This window comes from Acinetobacter sp. AOR01_HL (genome assembly GCF_027855455.1).
Lineage (GTDB): Bacteria > Pseudomonadota > Gammaproteobacteria > Pseudomonadales > Moraxellaceae > Acinetobacter > Acinetobacter baumannii.
Genome location: NZ_JAKTIM010000035.1, coordinates 18950 through 35862, shown reverse-complemented (window position 1 = coordinate 35862; position 16913 = coordinate 18950). Strand labels below are relative to the sequence as shown.

Here is a 16913-nt window from a genome sequence, read left to right as displayed (position 1 = left end):
ACATGTGTTTTAGATGGTTAGCAGGAAATAAGGAGTTTACTCCTCAAAGTTACTCCTTATTTCCACATATGTAGAGTTTATTACTCTTCATTTTAATTTTTTAGGTAAGCTTAGCTCCCAAGGGAGCTAAGCTTAAAAATATATTGGCCTAAACTATCTTTAAGGTCGTTCACCCTGCCCCAAACGGCGTTCAATATCATCGAGTACATTTGGCAAATCAGCGACACTATCAATCACATAGTGAGCGCCCGACGCATTCATTTTTTGGTATGCCTTATCTTTTAGAACAATCTGTTCATCGGCCGATAATGCGCTCCACTCTTCATAGCTTAAACCGACTTCATTGCCACTAATCGCAAGTCCGACTGTCCAGCATCCAGCATTTAAACCTTCATCGATACCCACCACGGTATCATCTACTTTTACAACAGTTTTAATGTCGGATACGTCGAGTTGAATTAAGTTCTTCCATAACATTTCAGGATATGGACGGCCAAATTTCACATCGCTGGCAGTAACGATACAGTCTGGACGGTAGCCCTGATCGGCAGCATCTTTAACCAAACGACCGATCATCATAGATGCATAGCCCGTGTTACTGCCAATTTTTGCACCACGCTTTTTAATATTTTCAAACGTTTCCAATGCACCCGGAATTAAAGCAGAACATTTCGGAATAGAATTTAACTGATAAGGAATAAAGTCTTTATATAAACGGTCAATATCTGCTTCAGTTGCAGGCTTCCCATATACTTCCTGCCATGCCGCTGCGACACGCGGCATTTTTAAAACTGCTGCAATATGATCACGTTTTTCTAACCCCATTGGCGCACGCGCTTCTTCAACCGTAATTTCAACTTTATTGTCTTTAAATAAAGCCATAAAAGCCAAAATTGGTGCGCGTGAGCCAAAATCTACTGTTGTACCAGCCCAGTCAAAAACCACAGCCTGAATTTGTGTGTTGTTGGTTGTCATGATGTATTTCCCTTAATTTGATAAAAATTATGCTGTTACTGCATGGTTTAGGTGGTTTTCGCAGTAGCTGGCAATCGCAGCAAGAAGCCCTTCAATATCTTGAATATAAACTTCGCCAATATTGCCAATACGGAAACAATTAAGGTCAGTGACTTTGCCCGGATAAATTACATAGCCTGATTTTTTTAGCGTTTCATAGAATGACTGAAAGCTAAATTTCTCGGCTGTTGGGTAAAGAAAAGTGGTAATGATGGGTGATTGTGGGCACTCTTCACCGAGTACCAATTCAAAGCCTAGTTGTTGCATACCTTTAGATAAGGTTTGTTGGTTCTGTAAATAACGTTGATAACGTGCAGCAACACCGCCTTCTGCCTCAAGCTCAAGCAATGCTTGATAAAATGCACGCACCACATGGGTTGGCGAGGTAAAACGCCATTTGCCATTATGCTGCTCCATGGTATTCCACTGATCATACAAATCGAGGCTAACCGAACGTGCCAAACCTTTACATGCTTCTAGACAATCACGCTTTGCCAAAATAAAGCCAAAGCCCGGAACACCTTGAATACATTTATTTGCACTTGAAATCAGAAAATCAATTTCAAGCTCAGCCATATCCATGGGCACACCACCAAATGAACTCATGGCATCTACAATCCAGATTTTTCCTGCAGCTTTAACTAAACGGCCAATGTCTTGAATCGGGTTTAAAATACCAGTGGTGGTTTCACAGTGCACACAAGCAACATGGCTAATGGTTTTATCTTCTAAAACGCGCTCAACTTCTTGTAAATCTGGTGTTTGGGTTTCTAAATAGTTCAGCTCGATCACTTCAATATTTAGGCAACGCGCCATTTGCACCATACGTGCACCGTATGCGCCGTTATTAATGATCAAGATTTTGCCATCACGTGGAATAGCTGACCCAAGCACAGACTCCACAGCAAAACTTCCACTGCCTTGCATTAACACAGCCGTATATTTTTCAGGTTCGCTGGTTGCCAAGTTGACCAGTCGATTACGAATATCTTGTACCAGCGAGTTGTATTCTTGGTCCCAAGTACACCAGTCTTTTTGCATGGCACGGCGTACTGTTGCCGATGTTGATAATGGTCCTGGAGTAAGAAGCAAATACTTGTTCTCTAAATCCATATCGAGTTGGGGTTGCATGTTCATAATGGTACTCATTTCTTTCGCGTTCATTTCAATATACATCAATCTGGTTTAAACCAGATGACAAACTAGTAAATATTTTGTTCTAATATTTCTTTCATAAAGCCAGCCCCTGTAGTCATGCCTTTGCCAGCAATCGCACTCACCAGAAAGATATTTTTTTCAGCTTCAGTGACACAGGCCAACTCATGTTCATGGGTCAGGTAATAACCATTCCAACGTTTTTGAATTGGAGGTAAAGTCAGCCCTAATTTTTCGTGGCAGTACGTTTGAATAAACTCATTAATCTCTTCGCGTTGCTCGAACTGAGGCGCTTCGTTAATAGAATGATATTCGTGACTATCTCCTACGATCAGTTCACCAAATTCGTTTTGTTTAATCAGAATATGAATACCGAATTCTTTAATGAAACCCTGCTGTGATGCTTTAACTAGCTCGGCATGACTTGGGCAAATTTCAAAAGCCGGATAACGTGAAATAGATAAGCCTGAATAAAGAGAAGCATTTAAGTTTTGGTGAAACCGTTGAGTCAGGGCCATTTGCAAACCACAACGTTTCAGATTCAAGCTTTGTAAGAGATCTGGATATAAAACATCGATGACTTCACCATGACAGATCAAAACTTTATTTGCCCGATATGCCTCGCCACTTGCCAAACGAACCTGACAACTTTCCTTCTGATATTGGGTTTGAACAACACAGGCATTGGTATAAATCTTTACGCCGTTTCTTTCGGCATATGCCAACAGTCGCTGCCCAATCACATGCGGTTCGACCGAATAGTCTTCTTCAAAAACCAAACCGCCTTGAAACTGCTGCGAAGGATTTAAATAAGAAAATTGGGTGACCAATTCCTCATGGCTAAACAAATGAACTGGAATTTGGTAGCTATTTGCACGCTCGGCAAACTCATTTAAAACCTGCCATTCAAGTGCCGTATTTGCCAGATACACACCTTGTCTTTGCTCAAATGAAATATCGGTTTCAGCCTGAATGCGTTGATAAAAAGAACGCGTTTCAAGCGCGTACTTTCTCCACTTTTGCTCTGGATGGGTTAAGGTCGATGTTCCGACCATGCCGAAATTACGGCGAGTTGCGCCCACAGGCTTGGCATTTTTCTCAAAGATACAGACTTTCAAGCCTTGTTCTTGTGCCTGTATGGCAGCGGATAAACCTAAAATACCGGCTCCGACAATAATTAAATCAAACTGTGCGTTATTCATAAGACTTCCAATTTGCGAAATTTAGGATGAACAAACCCTTGCCTCGTTGAACAAAGCATTTCGTTTCAATCGGTTAAATAAAAATTGTGTTTAGCTAAGACTTAGTGAGAGCTTTCACGCCATTGCTGACTACTTGCCATAATTTTTCGGGTAAATAACCAGTGAATGAGTTTTACAACACATGAGGTCGTCAAAATCAAAATGCTCATCGCAACAGCAGCAACCGTGTCTCCCGCATCATCCATATTTAAAACGGCCACCGCAGCTAAACTGGTATCTGGTGAATAGAGGAAAATCGCAGCCGACACAGTGGTCATCGCATTAACAAAAATATAGACTGATACATCGCATAGCGCTGGAAAACACATAGGCAAATACACTTTCCAAAAGGTTTTCCACTTCGATGTACCTAAAGTTTCTGCTGCTTGGTCGAGCTGTAGCGGAATTTGTTTAATCGCATTGGTTAAAGTGAGGTGTGGCACAGTGTAATAATGCACGATGGTTGAAATCACCAAAATGGTCATGGTTCCATACAGCACATTTAACGGATTACTTTGCAGGTTAAAAAACAAAATATAAGCAATACCTAGAACCAGCCCCGGCACAGCAAGTGGTAATAAAACCAAAGCTTGCACATAGTTTTTAATGAATGGATGTGCCTTAAAACGTTCGGTTAATAGTGCCACCATAAAAATCAGTGCTGTTCCAAAAACCGTACTAAAGAGTGCCATGCGAATCGAGTTAAAGTACGCTGCCCAACCGCCACCATCGACATATTCAAAACTGTAATGCGCTAAGGTCAAAGACAAATCATAAGGCCAAGACTGAATGAATGAAGCCAGCACTGCCGTAAAGATAATCAGTAAAATCGCCCCTGAAACCAACCCACAAAATAGGCTCAGAACAACTTCAAGTTTTTTATTCGATGCTGAAACATAAGGTTTAGCCTGAAAGGCTTGAAACCGTGCATGACGTTTGCTTTGAATACGATCGAAAATAAAGACGAACACTGCTGGTAGCAATAACAAGATGGAAATCACCGCACCCATGCTCATATTTTGCTGCCCAATAATCTGTTTATAGACATCAAGCGCCATCATGTTAAATGACCCGCCAATGACTTTCGGAATTCCGAAATCGGTCAGCACATAAATAAAAGCCACCAGACTTGCGCTGATGAGTCCATACCGAATTGCTGGTAGTGTGACATGGTAATGCGTCTTCCAGATATTTTTACCCAGTGACAAAGATGCCTCAATTAAACGCTGATCGACACTGCGAAAAGACACCATCATCAACATTAAAATTGCTGGAAATAGCCAAAAGCAGTAACTGATTAAAATGCCGATTGGACCATAAATTTGTATATCGCCCAGCAAAGGTTTAAACACACCTTGCTTACCAAACAAATAAACCAATGCCAAAGAAGGCAAAAGTGACGGTGCTAAAATCGGTAAGAAAGCAACCAATTTAAAGAAGCCTTTGCCTTTTATATTCACATTGGTGAGTGCAAAAGCATAAATACTGGCAAGAAATACTGTAATGACAGTGGCAGCACAAGCAACCCACACCGAGTTAAATACAGAGCTGAGTAAAGCTGGACTTACAAAATAGTTATAAAAATTTTCAAGACCAACAAAATTTTGATTTTCATCAAAAAATGCAGTTTCAAACAACATCATTAAAGGAGCAATAATCGCTAAAGTTAAAGCGATTGCAACGGCTGCTAAAGCAACATTTGATCTTAATGAATATTCAGTTTTTCGACGCGGCTGTGTTTTTAAAACCGCTGAAGCAGCTTCATTTAACATAGTGCGTACCCTTGTTCGTCAAAGACATGAATGAGCTGATTAGGCACTTTTATAAACATCAGTTCTTGCAAAGTTTTGAACTTGGTATTTTCAATTTCAATTTGCAAAAGGTGTTTTTCCTGCTCAATTCCATCGATATGAATAGCGCAAAATAAACGAAGCTTGGCACCTAAAAATTCAGTGCTTAATACTTTAACTGGCAAATACAACGACTCTTTATCACTACCAAAATCATCAACCAACTCGACAGCTTCTGGTCTAAAACCAATGCTGTAGCTTTGCCCAGCTTTAAGTTTTTGCTGTTCCAAATTTAGAGGAATAAAACCTAGAACCTCGAGCTGATTAACTATCGAACAAGTGGCTACCAAAAAGTTCATGGTGCCAATAAACTTGGCAACGAATTGGGTTTGTGGCTTGTAGTAAATATTGTGCGGTGTATCAATTTGCTCAATGACGCCATGATTCATGACTACAACACGGTCAGAAATGCTTAATGCTTCTTCTTGATCATGTGTGACCATAATGGTTGGCAAATTAAGCTGCGATTGAATCGAACGGATCTTTTGTCTTAGGTTTAGGCGTACCTGAGCATCGAGTGCAGACAAGGGTTCATCTAATAGTAAAATATCAGGCTTCGGCGCAATTGCCCGAGCAAGCGCAACACGTTGTTGCTGACCGCCCGACAATTGGTTTGGATATTTTTTAGCAATATCAGGTAACTCAATCATTTCTAATAACTGTTGAACCCGTTGGCTACGCTGTGCTTTATCCCATTTCTTTTTATCTAAGCCAAAGGCAATATTTTCTTCTACATTTAAGTTTGGAAATAACGCATAGTTCTGAAACACAATGCCACAGTGACGCTTCTCAGCACTGAGCAACGTAATGTCTGCGCCCTTTTTTATAACCTTTCCATAATCAGGTTTTTCTAGACCCGCAATTATGCGTAGCAATGTGGTTTTACCGCATCCAGAAGGTCCCAAAAAGCTCACGAACTCGCCCGCTTTCAGGTCTAAATTAATATGCGTTAGGGCCTGAAAGTGTTGGAACTTTTTTTGAATATCTACTACTTCTAAAACCGAAGGGCCATGTTCAGGATATTTATAGGTCGTTAAGGTCGACAATAAATGCCCTGCTAACTCGGCCTTTTGGTTTTGACCTAGCAGCGATGACTGCAATGACGAAGGTATTTGCATAATGAGGCCCTTATCCCAAAGATCACTTTTCAAAACGCTTTGACCATTCAGCCAAAATACGTTCACGCTGCTCGGCCGCCCAATAAAAATCATTTTTCACAAGCATTTGAGGAAGATTTTTCGGGAAGTCCATGGTGGTATTTTCAATGCCTTTATAGGCCACCATTGAAAAGTTATGGGCATAGGCTTCGTTTGCCGCTTTGCTTACCGACCAATTTATAAATTTTTGTGCACTACTTAATTTCTTGGTTCCTTTCACAATTGCTGAGGCTTCCATTTCCCAGCCTAAACCTTCAGTTGGATAAACCACTTCTAAAGGTGCACCTTCTGCTTTTAACTTAAATGCCGGATAACCAAAAGAAACACCAATTGGAATTTCACCTTGTGCTGCCATCTTGCAAGGTTTTGAACCCGAGTGAGGATATTGTGAAATGTTTTTATCTAAAGCCTGCATATAGTCCCATGCCTGCTTTTCGCCCCAAATTTGTATCCAAGCCGTGACATCTAAATAGCCTGTGCCACTCGAAGCCGGATTTGGCATCACAATCAGGTTTTTATAAATTGGGTTGGTTAAATCTTTCCAAGTTTTTGGAATCGGTAACTTACGTTTTTCTAATTCGACTTTATTGACACAAATTGCAGATTCCCATGCATCCATACCCGTCCAAGTCGGTACAGGTTTTTGGCTCACAAATTCTGGTTTTAAATTTTGAATACCTTCAGGTTTAAAAGGCTCAAGCATGTCTTTTTTTTCCATGACCAGCAAACTGGTTAAAGCCACACCAAAAACCACATTTGCTTGTGGGTTTTTCTGCTCTGCCAAAAGTTTAGCGGTGATTACACCAGTTGAATCACGTACCCATTTTACTTTGAGTTCAGGATAGGCTTTGTGTAATTCTTCTTGGTATTGCTTAAGTTGGTCGGCTTCCACTGCCGTATAGACTGTAATTTCTTCTGATTGTTTTGATGTTGCTGATGAACATCCCATTTGAATAGCGATCACCACACTTAAAACTGATGCAGTGCCGAGTTTAATTGTCTGTTTAACATACTGTTTCATCTGCAAACCATCGAATGCAATTATTTGATGATCGTATTTCAACAGCTTTATATGACAGTTTAATTAATCTGGTTTAAACCAGATTGTATTTTTATGCTCGCGCTTCGAAATGTAAATCTAAAACATCGTGTAGCCAATATTCTTGGTCAACATCGGTAATCACGCCCTCTTCATTTCTGTTGCTACGGCAAATATATAAACCGAGCGCCCCAACATTGACATGCAGTGCTTTGGCCTGCTGTTCCGATAAAGCTGTTGGATACAGATTAATATCAGCTCTGGTGATATGGCAGTTATATTGATTTGCCATCAGTAAAGTAATCGATTGCTTGAGATCGTGAGCTAAAAACTCAGGGAAAAGCTCGGCATTCACACGTAAATGCTCAACCAAAACAGGTCGACCATTAATACAACGACGTCGCCAAACTGAATAAATCGGATGGCCTTTTTCAACTTTTAAATGCTTGGCATCCCAAGAAGTGGCCTGAGTCAGCTCACTCGAAATCACTTCTGTAGAAGGTTCATAACCTTGTTCAATCACAAATTGATTAAAGTTTTTAGTCGACTGCGGATGATAAATAATACGAGGAGAACGAACATACCAACCACGGCGGTCTAAACGATAAATCAGACCATCAGTTTCCAAAGCCAACAAAGCTTCACGTGCAGCCACTCGAGTGGTTTGGAATTGTTCAGAAAGCACTCTTTCCGATGGGAGTTTTGCGTGGGCTTCTAATACGCCAGATTCAATGTCATGGGCAATTGCATCGCGAATAGGAATATATTTAGGTATGCGTGCTTGGTCCTGTTCCATACAAACTTAGAATTTATAAATAAAGAAATTAATAGCAATATACTGAAAAAATGTGACAAAAGCTTTTATTAGTGCTGATCTTTTAAGCAAAACAATCTCTTAAGCTAGTACGGCCCACTTAAATTTTTCTATAAAAAAAGGACATTTGTATGCCCTTTTTATTTTTACTTAGTCTTTAGCTGGCGTGCTTAAAACTATCAATTTGCTTAATCTCATAAGGCAAACCGACATAATTTTCGGCCAATGTGGTTTTACCCGCAATCGAACCCAGTACATAACTCAACTCGGCTTGTTTAATCTTATGGTCAAACTCACTTTCAGTTTCAAAACGATGCAATAAATGAGTCATCCACCAAGAAAAACGCTCTGCTTTCCATACGCGTTGTAGGCATTTTTCAGAGTATTCATTTATCCCTTGTTCGGAACCTTCGGCGTAATATTCAATCAGTGCGCTTGATAAATAAGCAATATCAGATGCAGCGAGATTTAAGCCTTTTGCTCCTGTTGGTGGAACAATATGCGCAGCATCACCTGCTAAAAATAGTTTTCCAAAACGCATTGGCTCGGTCACAAAGCTACGTAACGGCGCGATACTTTTTTCAATAGAAGGTCCTGTCACTAACTTTTCACGGCTTTCAGGGTCTAGGCGGTTTTTTAACTCCTCCCAGAACTTTTCATCCGACCAGTCTTCGACGTGATCTGTTAAAGGGACTTGTAAATAATAACGACTACGTGTTTCTGAGCGCATACTACATAAAGCAAATCCACGTTCTGACTGTACGTAAATGAGTTCATCAGCTACAGGTGGCACATCGGCCAACACCCCTAACCAGCCAAACGGATAAACTTTTTCAAAGGTCTTAATTTTATCTTCAGGCACGCTGGCACGGCAGACACCATGGTAGCCATCACACCCTGCTATAAAGTCACACTGAATTTGAAAAGCTTTACCTTGGTACTCAAACTCAACTTTTGGTGCAGTGTAGAAATCTTTCACTTGTACATTTTGAGCTTCATAAAATGAAGTAAGCTGCTCTACTTCACGCGCAGCCATTAAATCTTTGGTGACTTCGGTCTGACCATATACTGTCACTTGTTTTCCACCTGTGAGTGCAGCCAAATCAACCCGATGCTTTTCACCATTGGTTAAGATTTCGATGCCCGAATGTGGTAATCCTTTTTCTTTTAAGTTTTGGTCAACGCCTGCTTGTTTAAGTAAATCGACCGAAACTTGCTCTAAAATTCCTGCACGAATCCGTGAAGCCACATATTCAGCACTACGTTGCTCAACAATAATATGATCAATTCCAGCTTTATATAGAAGTTGCCCAAGCAATAACCCTGCTGGTCCAGAACCAATAATTGCAACCTGTGTCTTTAAAATATCCATAACTTCATCCTTGTTTCATCCTGACTTTTAAATTACTGGCTTTAAGTTTTGTTCACTATGTATCCAAGACGAAAATAACCGTTTATCATTTAGTTTGTCCGAATAGCGGACAGAAACAACCAAAATAACAGGAATGAAAGGATGCCTTCTCTCGATGCTTTTCTAGAGCACCCGAACTCGCATGAGAAAATTCGTCAAGATGACTACATTGCAGGATTAGCAAAAGGCTTGGCTTTATTGGAAGCTTTTGGAACAGATCGGCAACGGCTTAATGTCACTCAAGTGGTAGAACGAACCGGTATTAGTCGTACAGCGGCAAGGCGTTACCTAAAAACTTTAAAATACCTAGGCTATTTAGAAACAGATGAACATTACTTTTGGCTCACTCATCGCGTGCTGCGCTTTTCGAGTTCTTATCTAAGCTCTGCCCACCTGCCTAAAGTTGCTCAATCATTTTTAAATCTTTTGTGCGCGCAGACATCACTTACTTTTTCGATTGTGGTGTTAGACGATAACGAAGTGGTGCCAATTGCCCGTAGTTATTTACCACAGCAAGATAATTTGCGTGTAAGTCCTTATGGCATGCACTTAGGAAACCGACTGCCTGCCCATGCCACGTCTACAGGTAAAGTATTGCTGGCAGCACTGCCCGAAGAAGCTCAGCACGCGTGGGTAAAAAATTACGGTTTAAAACGTTTAACGCCTTTTACCATAATAGATGAGTCAAAGTTTTTTGAAGTGCTTAAGGGTATTTCATTATCGGATTATTGCCTTTCCAAAGAAGAACATGAGCTTGGCGTAATTGCGATTGCCGTGCCCGTTTTTAATGCACAAGGTCAAGCAGTGGCAGCACTTAACTGCATGTCTCAAACCAACCGCATACAAGAAGATTATTTGGTTCAGCAAATTTTGCCATTGCTGCGTAACACGGCAAATGAACTTAGAAATGTAATTTAAATAGACTTAGAAACTCTCGTCATCAATTAGAGGTACAAGAGTTTCAACTCATAATTTTAAACAGCGAATTCTTTAACTTGCTGGCTTGCCAAATCTAAAGCGTTGCTGCGATAGGCCTGCATGTCTAAGCCTTCTGCATAGATAAAATCGACGTCATGAATGCCCATTAGCCCTAACACTGCTTTGAGATAAGGCGTGACTGCCTCAGTTTCTTGGCCGACATGAATACCACCCCGACTACTTACCACCACCGCTTTTACTCCTTCAACCAAACCTTGAGGATAAGTTTCGGTGTAGCGGAATGTTTGTCTTGCTCGTGCCACCAAGTCAAACCAGTTTTTGAGTTGAGTCGGCACATTTAAGTTGTACATGGGTGCGCCAATGATCAATAAATCAGCGCTTTTTAATTCAGCAATTAATTCGTCCGACAAAGCAACGATTCGTTGAATGTCTTGATTTACATTTTCAGCCCCACGAAGCGCCTGAAAAATTTCTAGATCTAATACAGGCAGATTCATTTCAGCTAAATTGCGTATGGTAATGTCATCTTGCAAACCTTGGTCTTTTCGATGTTCAAGCATTACATCAATTAGGCGATTGGTTTGTGAACCCTCACCCATAATGCTGGATTTTAATACCAATATTTTAGCCATGACCATCTCCACGTTTTTGATGAAGCCATATTAACCCCACAATAAATTCAACAGTGGTGATATTATTTCTTATCATTGGTTCCTTTTAGGCAACAATCATGCAACATGAACTAAGTGCAATATCTATATTTGTGACGGTGGTTGAAGCTGGAAGTTTTGTAAAAGCTGCCGAGCAATTGCATTTAACTCGCTCAGCCATAAGTAAAAATATTGCTCGGCTTGAAGATCAGCTTGGTGTGGCTCTATTTAAAAGAACAACACGTTCGCTCAGCATGACTGACGAAGGCGCTTTGTTTTATGAACATAGCTGTCGAGCGTTAAGTGAAATACAAAATGCGGCGGCTTTATTAGACCAAGGCAAAATTAACGCAACAGGCCGATTAAGAATGTCTGTGCCAGTGCTGTTCGGGCAACTCTTTGCTGCCCCGCTCATGGTAAAATTTGCTCAGCAACATGCGGACTTACAGTTAGAAATTTCATTTAATGACCGAAATGCAGACTTGATCGAAGAAGGTTTTGATTTATGTATAAGAATCGGGGCATTGCCTGACACCACTCAGCTCGTTGCCAAGCCGATTGGTGAGCATCGAATGCTACTTTGTGCCTCACCTGACTATTTAAATAAAGCAGATCCCCTAGAACATATTGAAGACTTAGACCAGCACGCGACTATTGCCGATCCGCATTTTGGTCAAATGCAGAAATGGCGACTTCAAAAGGAAAATGACGAGCCTTTATTTATTAAACCCAAAGCAAAACTTCTTTTAAATGACTTACAAGCCATTAAAAACGCAGCGCTTACTGGAGCTGGTATCGCTTGGCTACCCGACTGGCTCATTCAAAATGAATTACAGGACAGTAAGCTGGTACAAGTGTTAGACACCATGTCGAGCACTGCTTTTCCGATTCATTTAGTATGGCCTACACTGCCTTTTATGCCGCTAAAAACCCGTCTTGCAATTGATTATTTGGCGCAGCATTTACCCCCTGAACTGAACAAATAAGCTTAAAAATAAAAAAAGCCTCGTCCACTTGAACAAGGCTTTTTTAATTATTCAAAGGCAACGTTTATTGCTCAGATTCAAACTCTTTAATTGCCTCTTTAGCAATTCGAAAGCTATCTACAGCAGCAGGGACGCCACAGTAAATTGCAACCTGCAAAAGCACTTCACGAATTTTCTCTTTAGATACGCCATTTCGAAGTGCACCTTTAACATGTAGTTTTAATTCATGCGGACGATTTAAAGCTGAGATCATTGCCAAATTAATTAAACTGCGCTCAGCCTTACTTAATTCTTCACGTCCCCAAACAGCTCCCCAGCAATATTCAGTGACTAATTCTTGAAGAGGAAGATTAAACTCATCAGCATTGTTGATTGAATTATTTACATATTCTTCACCAAGAACTTGTTTACGGATTGCTAAACCCTTTTCAAATTTTTCATTACTCATATATTCAATCCTCCAAACAAGGTGTATTTAATTTCCAGATAATCTTCAATACCGTATTTAGAACCTTCACGCCCCAAACCAGACTGTTTAATGCCACCAAACGGCGCAACTTCATTTGAAATAAGGCCTTTATTAATTCCGACCATGCCATACTCAAGCTGTTCACTCATTCGCCAAGCACGGCCTAAATCTTTGGTATAACAATATGCGGCTAAACCAAATTCAGTTGCATTTGCCATTTCAACTGCTTGTTGCTCGGTTTCAAATTTAAATACAGCTGCCAGCGGACCAAACGTTTCTTGGGTTGCCACATCCATATCAGCGGTAACATCTGCAATCAGTGTCGGTTCAAAAAACAATTCACCCGCTTTATGCTTTTTACCACCAACCACAAGACGACCATTTTTATCTAATGCATCTTGAATATGAGCTTCAACTTTTTTCACCGCATTGGCATTAATTAATGGCCCAATGTCGTGCCCTGCTTCTAATCCATTACCAATATTAAAGTTTTGGATTTTTTGGCTTAGGGCAGCAATAAATTTTTCATAAATGCCAGCCTGCACTAAAAATCGATTGACGCACACACAGGTTTGCCCTGCATTTCTAAATTTAGCAATGAGCGCTCCCTCAATTGCTGCATCTAAATCGGCATCATCAAATACAATAAACGGCGCATTGCCACCCAATTCTAAGGAAACTTTTTTTAAGGTTTTTGCTGAACGCTCAAGCAGCATTTTGCCGACTGGTGTTGAACCCGTAAAAGTAAACTTGCGTACGACATCACTTTCAAAAATCGCATCCCCAATATGAACTGCATCACCTGTAATCACACTAAAGATTTCAGCAGGCACACCCGCTTGCACAGCTAAGTCCACTAAAGCCAAAGCAGTAAAAGGTGTTTCAGGTGCTGGTTTTACAATGCAAGGACAACCTGCCGCCAAGGCTGGAGCAACCTTACGCGTAATCATGGCAGCCGGGAAATTCCACGGCGTAATAGCTGCAACGACGCCAATAGGCTGTTTATTTACAACAATACGAGCATCTGGATATGGGCTTGGAATAATATCGCCATACACTCGTTTTGCTTCTTCGGCAAACCATTCAATAAAACTGGCAGCATATAAAATTTCACCCTTGGCTTCAGCTAAAGGCTTTCCTTGCTCACTCGTTAAAATAAAAGCTAATTCATCTGCATTTGAAATGATTAAATCGAACCATTTTTTTAAAATAATTGATCGATCTTTTGCTGTTTTATTTTTCCATAGCGGCCAAGCTTCTTTGGCAGCTTCAATGGCACGCTCGGCTTCAGCCTTGCCCATATTTGGGACAGTACCAATAACCTCTAATGTCGCTGGATTTAAAATTTCGGATGTTTGTTGATGGTCTGCATCGCACCACTTTCCAGCAACAAAAGCTTGCTGACGAAATAAAGCGAGTTCATTAAGCTGCATGATCATTATCCTATTAAGATCTTCTGCATTGATAGTGGAGCGATACATAAATTAAATAGCTCACCATCAACTTTGTATTATGGCATACCAAAAATTAATTTAAAAAATTTTCGGTATGCCCGAATGTTTAAATGTCTTTAGAAATAATAAAACAGCGTTAAGTTAAGCAACTTATTCCACTGGTTATCATCCCCTTTTGCCAATGAATCTTGAGTCCCACCAATGAATGGGTCATTTTTACTCATGATGTATTCAGCCACCAAAGATAGCTGTTTATGGTCAATAGACACACCAATAATATTACGAATCGAATCTTTCATACTGTCCTGATCTTTATCGTAATGGCTGTACATAAAGTACGGCGTAATGTTTCCGATTTGCTTAACATTTTTGAAAGAATAACCAACATCTGCTGTATAGAATGTTCCTTTGTTAGCTACATAATATTCACTGTCGTAAGAGCCCATGAGCGACTGATTAGGATTAAGCTGATCCTGATTAGTTACATCATTTTTACCGCCAGTAAGAGTCACATTTAAATTGCCATAATTGGCTTTACCAAAAAGTGCCCATGCATGACGCCGCCCATCACTCGAAGCAGTTTTATTTTCAATATCGGATGTCCAATAGGAGCCACCGAGTTGTGTGGTTAAACCATTAATTCCAAGATTTATATCTTGAGTCACTCGGCCTACCCACATGTTCTTTTCTTGCAAATCGGTTTTATTCGGATCGTCTGATCTCACATAATTTGCAGTGTAGCGACCTGAATCTTGGGTAGAACCTGTGTAGTTCCCACCATCTACCGCAAAATAACCCACATCAAACTTGGTTGCTGTCGGCAATTCAAAATGATAATTCAAACCAAGATTATGAACATCTTCTAAACCTGCGGTTGTGCTCATACTTCCATATAAGCTATTACCCCAAAAACGTCCCGGCCCAAATGGAATCGGCTGAACACCTGCCACCACTTGATCTGTTTTATTTAATTTGTACCCTACATAACCATCAATTAACGTAGAAAAATCACATAGACGGTCATATTGATAACAACGATATTCCGCATGACCAAATAACGGTCCACGCTCGTAGTCCAGTTTTAACTGCGCAGCATCAAAACGAATTTTTTGATCAGAAGCAGACTCTCCATAGTGTTTATCTTGATAGTTAGCGCGAACATAGCCGGATACGGTGAGCTTGCCGTATTCATCATCGGTGTTTCCAAAACTTATACCTGCGTAACTCGGATAGATTACAGCCATTAATGCAGTGCTTAAAGCTGCTTGTAAATAGCTTTTTTTCATTGTGGGATTCCTTTCACTACAATGCTTATTGAGGTAATTTTGCGTTTAATGCAGGTGCAGAACATTTAATCTTTCCAAGATTAAAGACGTAATACACCACCAGACTCACCAACAATCCAATCACCCATGAAATATCCGCATCCGGAATTACATCGGCCAATGCACCTGTGAAAAATGCATTTTTTAAGAATGGAATTTGTACCGCGATCCCAATGAAATAAGCTGTAAGCGCTTTTGCATTAAATTTGCCGTAAATACCACCATCACGTGCAAAGATCGATTGAATGTCATAAGACTTTTTATTCACCACATAGAAATCTAATAAATTAATAGACACCCATGGCACCAAAATAAATAACAGAGCAAAAATCACATTCAAGAAGAAACTAATAAAGTTACTTGATGCCCAAAGCGCTGTTAAAGTCGCTAGAACTAATACAATGATTGATAACACGACTCGGATATTTCGGCTTGGCATCCACTGCCCTGCAAAAGTTTGAATAGAGGTAATACAGGAAAGAACCGCACCGTATAGGTTCATGGCATTGTGACCAATGATATTGCATAAGAACAAAATCATAAGAACATAACCGAACAGCCCAGTACCTGACTTTACCGCTTCCATAGCATCTGCCGTTGAGCCAATACTGACTGCAATCGTCCCAAATGCCATCGCAAAAATTGTTCCTAACGATGCGCCTAAATAGGTAAAGATAAATGGCTTATAAATACCAATCGACTTCGGTAAATATCGTGAATAATCTGAGGTATAAGGTGAAAAACTAATTTGCCATACCGCACACAAACCAAACATGGCAAACCAGCCTTTCATATTGAAAGAGCCTTTGGCAATTACATCTGCATTAATATGCGGCACCATAATCATGAGGCCGATGAGCAACGAACCACCCATAAACCAAGTTCCAATTTTATTGAACTTATGAATAAAGTGATAACCAATCACGCCTATTGTGGTTGCTGCAATTGCACCAATCACGGTCGCAGTCGGCACAGGAATAGCAGGAACAACGGTATGAAGGGTTTTGCCTGACAAAATAATGTTAGAGATGAAAAAACCTAAATAAATGAGGGTGGTAAACAGTACAACCAGCAATGCCCCATAACGCCCGAACTGTGCGCGGCTCTGAATCATTTGAGGAATGCCGACCTGTGGGCCTTGTGCAGAGGTTAAGGCCAGAATCGCTGCACCAAAAAAATGTCCGCAGCAGATCGCAAGCAATGCACTTACAATATTGAGGTTAAAGGTTAAAATTGACATTGCACCCGTAATCACGGCAAGCGGTGCAATATTGGTACAAAACCATAATGTGAATAGATCGCGAACTTTCCCATTACGTTCAGAGGGAGCAACATAATCAATAGAATGACTTTCGATAGCGAAAGCATTATTGCTATTTTCGTTTTGGCTCATATCCTTAATCTCTCTT

15 protein-coding genes are annotated in these 16913 nt (G+C 40.4%); 2 read left to right on the top strand and 13 right to left on the bottom strand.

From position 1 onward, the window contains the following. Positions 1-159 precede the first annotated feature (159 nt). From phnX to pobA, 8 genes are all read right to left on the bottom strand, one after another. On the bottom strand, positions 160-975 hold the full coding sequence (phnX, locus tag MKL62_RS10420; protein WP_004887729.1) for a phosphonoacetaldehyde hydrolase: 816 nt from the start codon (positions 973-975) through the stop codon (positions 160-162). 27 nt (positions 976-1002) lie between these two features. After that, positions 1003-2190 (bottom strand): 2-aminoethylphosphonate--pyruvate transaminase, encoded by a 1188-nt coding sequence (gene phnW / locus MKL62_RS10415; RefSeq protein WP_005128934.1) that lies wholly within the window; start codon positions 2188-2190, stop codon positions 1003-1005. Between the two features lie 26 nt (positions 2191-2216). After that, the gene (locus tag MKL62_RS10410; RefSeq protein WP_005128935.1) at positions 2217-3371 is read right to left on the bottom strand and encodes a TIGR03364 family FAD-dependent oxidoreductase; all 1155 of its coding nucleotides are present in this window, start codon (positions 3369-3371) and stop codon (positions 2217-2219) included. A gap of 101 nt (positions 3372-3472) precedes the next feature. Then, positions 3473-5182: a putative 2-aminoethylphosphonate ABC transporter permease subunit gene (locus MKL62_RS10405; RefSeq protein ID WP_005128936.1), complete on the bottom strand. Its 1710-nt coding sequence runs from the start codon at positions 5180-5182 to the stop codon at positions 3473-3475. Further along, entirely contained in the window at positions 5176-6378 is a 1203-nt protein-coding gene (locus tag MKL62_RS10400) for an ABC transporter ATP-binding protein (RefSeq protein WP_005128937.1), read from the bottom strand. Before MKL62_RS10400 ends, MKL62_RS10405 begins: the two co-directional genes overlap by 7 nt. A gap of 22 nt (positions 6379-6400) precedes the next feature. Beyond that, the gene (locus MKL62_RS10395) at positions 6401-7438 is read right to left on the bottom strand and encodes a putative 2-aminoethylphosphonate ABC transporter substrate-binding protein (protein WP_005128938.1); all 1038 of its coding nucleotides are present in this window, start codon (positions 7436-7438) and stop codon (positions 6401-6403) included. Between the two features lie 91 nt (positions 7439-7529). Next, complete coding sequence (locus MKL62_RS10390; RefSeq protein WP_005128939.1) at positions 7530-8252, bottom strand: UTRA domain-containing protein; 723 nt, start codon at positions 8250-8252, stop codon at positions 7530-7532. 175 nt (positions 8253-8427) lie between these two features. After that, entirely contained in the window at positions 8428-9642 is a 1215-nt protein-coding gene (pobA, locus tag MKL62_RS10385) for a 4-hydroxybenzoate 3-monooxygenase (RefSeq protein ID WP_005128941.1), read from the bottom strand. 141 nt (positions 9643-9783) lie between these two features. On the opposite strand from pobA, the gene pobR reads away from it, so the two are divergent. Continuing rightward, the gene (gene pobR / locus MKL62_RS10380; RefSeq protein ID WP_030423646.1) at positions 9784-10599 is read left to right on the top strand and encodes an IclR family transcriptional regulator PobR; all 816 of its coding nucleotides are present in this window, start codon (positions 9784-9786) and stop codon (positions 10597-10599) included. Positions 10600-10655: 56 nt separating this feature from the next. Here pobR and MKL62_RS10375 read toward each other — a convergent pair whose 3' ends face one another. Further along, positions 10656-11252 (bottom strand): NAD(P)H-dependent oxidoreductase, encoded by a 597-nt coding sequence (locus MKL62_RS10375; protein WP_001062881.1) that lies wholly within the window; start codon positions 11250-11252, stop codon positions 10656-10658. A gap of 98 nt (positions 11253-11350) precedes the next feature. Here MKL62_RS10375 and MKL62_RS10370 point away from each other — a divergent pair, with 98 nt between their 5' ends. After that, positions 11351-12256 carry a LysR family transcriptional regulator gene (locus MKL62_RS10370; protein ID WP_005128944.1) on the top strand — a complete coding sequence of 302 codons (906 nt, stop codon included), beginning with the start codon at positions 11351-11353 and terminating at the stop codon, positions 12254-12256. Between the two features lie 64 nt (positions 12257-12320). On the opposite strand, the gene MKL62_RS10365 is transcribed toward MKL62_RS10370, so the two are convergent. From MKL62_RS10365 to MKL62_RS10350, 4 genes are all read right to left on the bottom strand, one after another. After that, a complete protein-coding gene (locus MKL62_RS10365; protein ID WP_005128945.1) occupies positions 12321-12704 on the bottom strand; it encodes a carboxymuconolactone decarboxylase family protein in 384 nt (127 codons plus the stop codon). Further along, positions 12701-14158: an NAD-dependent succinate-semialdehyde dehydrogenase gene (locus tag MKL62_RS10360; protein WP_001176558.1), complete on the bottom strand. Its 1458-nt coding sequence runs from the start codon at positions 14156-14158 to the stop codon at positions 12701-12703. The genes MKL62_RS10365 and MKL62_RS10360 overlap by 4 nt, the downstream gene beginning before the upstream one ends. Positions 14159-14295: 137 nt before the next feature. After that, positions 14296-15465 carry a hypothetical protein gene (locus MKL62_RS10355; protein ID WP_005128947.1) on the bottom strand — a complete coding sequence of 390 codons (1170 nt, stop codon included), beginning with the start codon at positions 15463-15465 and terminating at the stop codon, positions 14296-14298. A gap of 25 nt (positions 15466-15490) precedes the next feature. Then, positions 15491-16897 (bottom strand): purine-cytosine permease family protein, encoded by a 1407-nt coding sequence (locus tag MKL62_RS10350; protein WP_005128948.1) that lies wholly within the window; start codon positions 16895-16897, stop codon positions 15491-15493. Between the last annotated feature and the right edge of the window lie 16 nt (positions 16898-16913).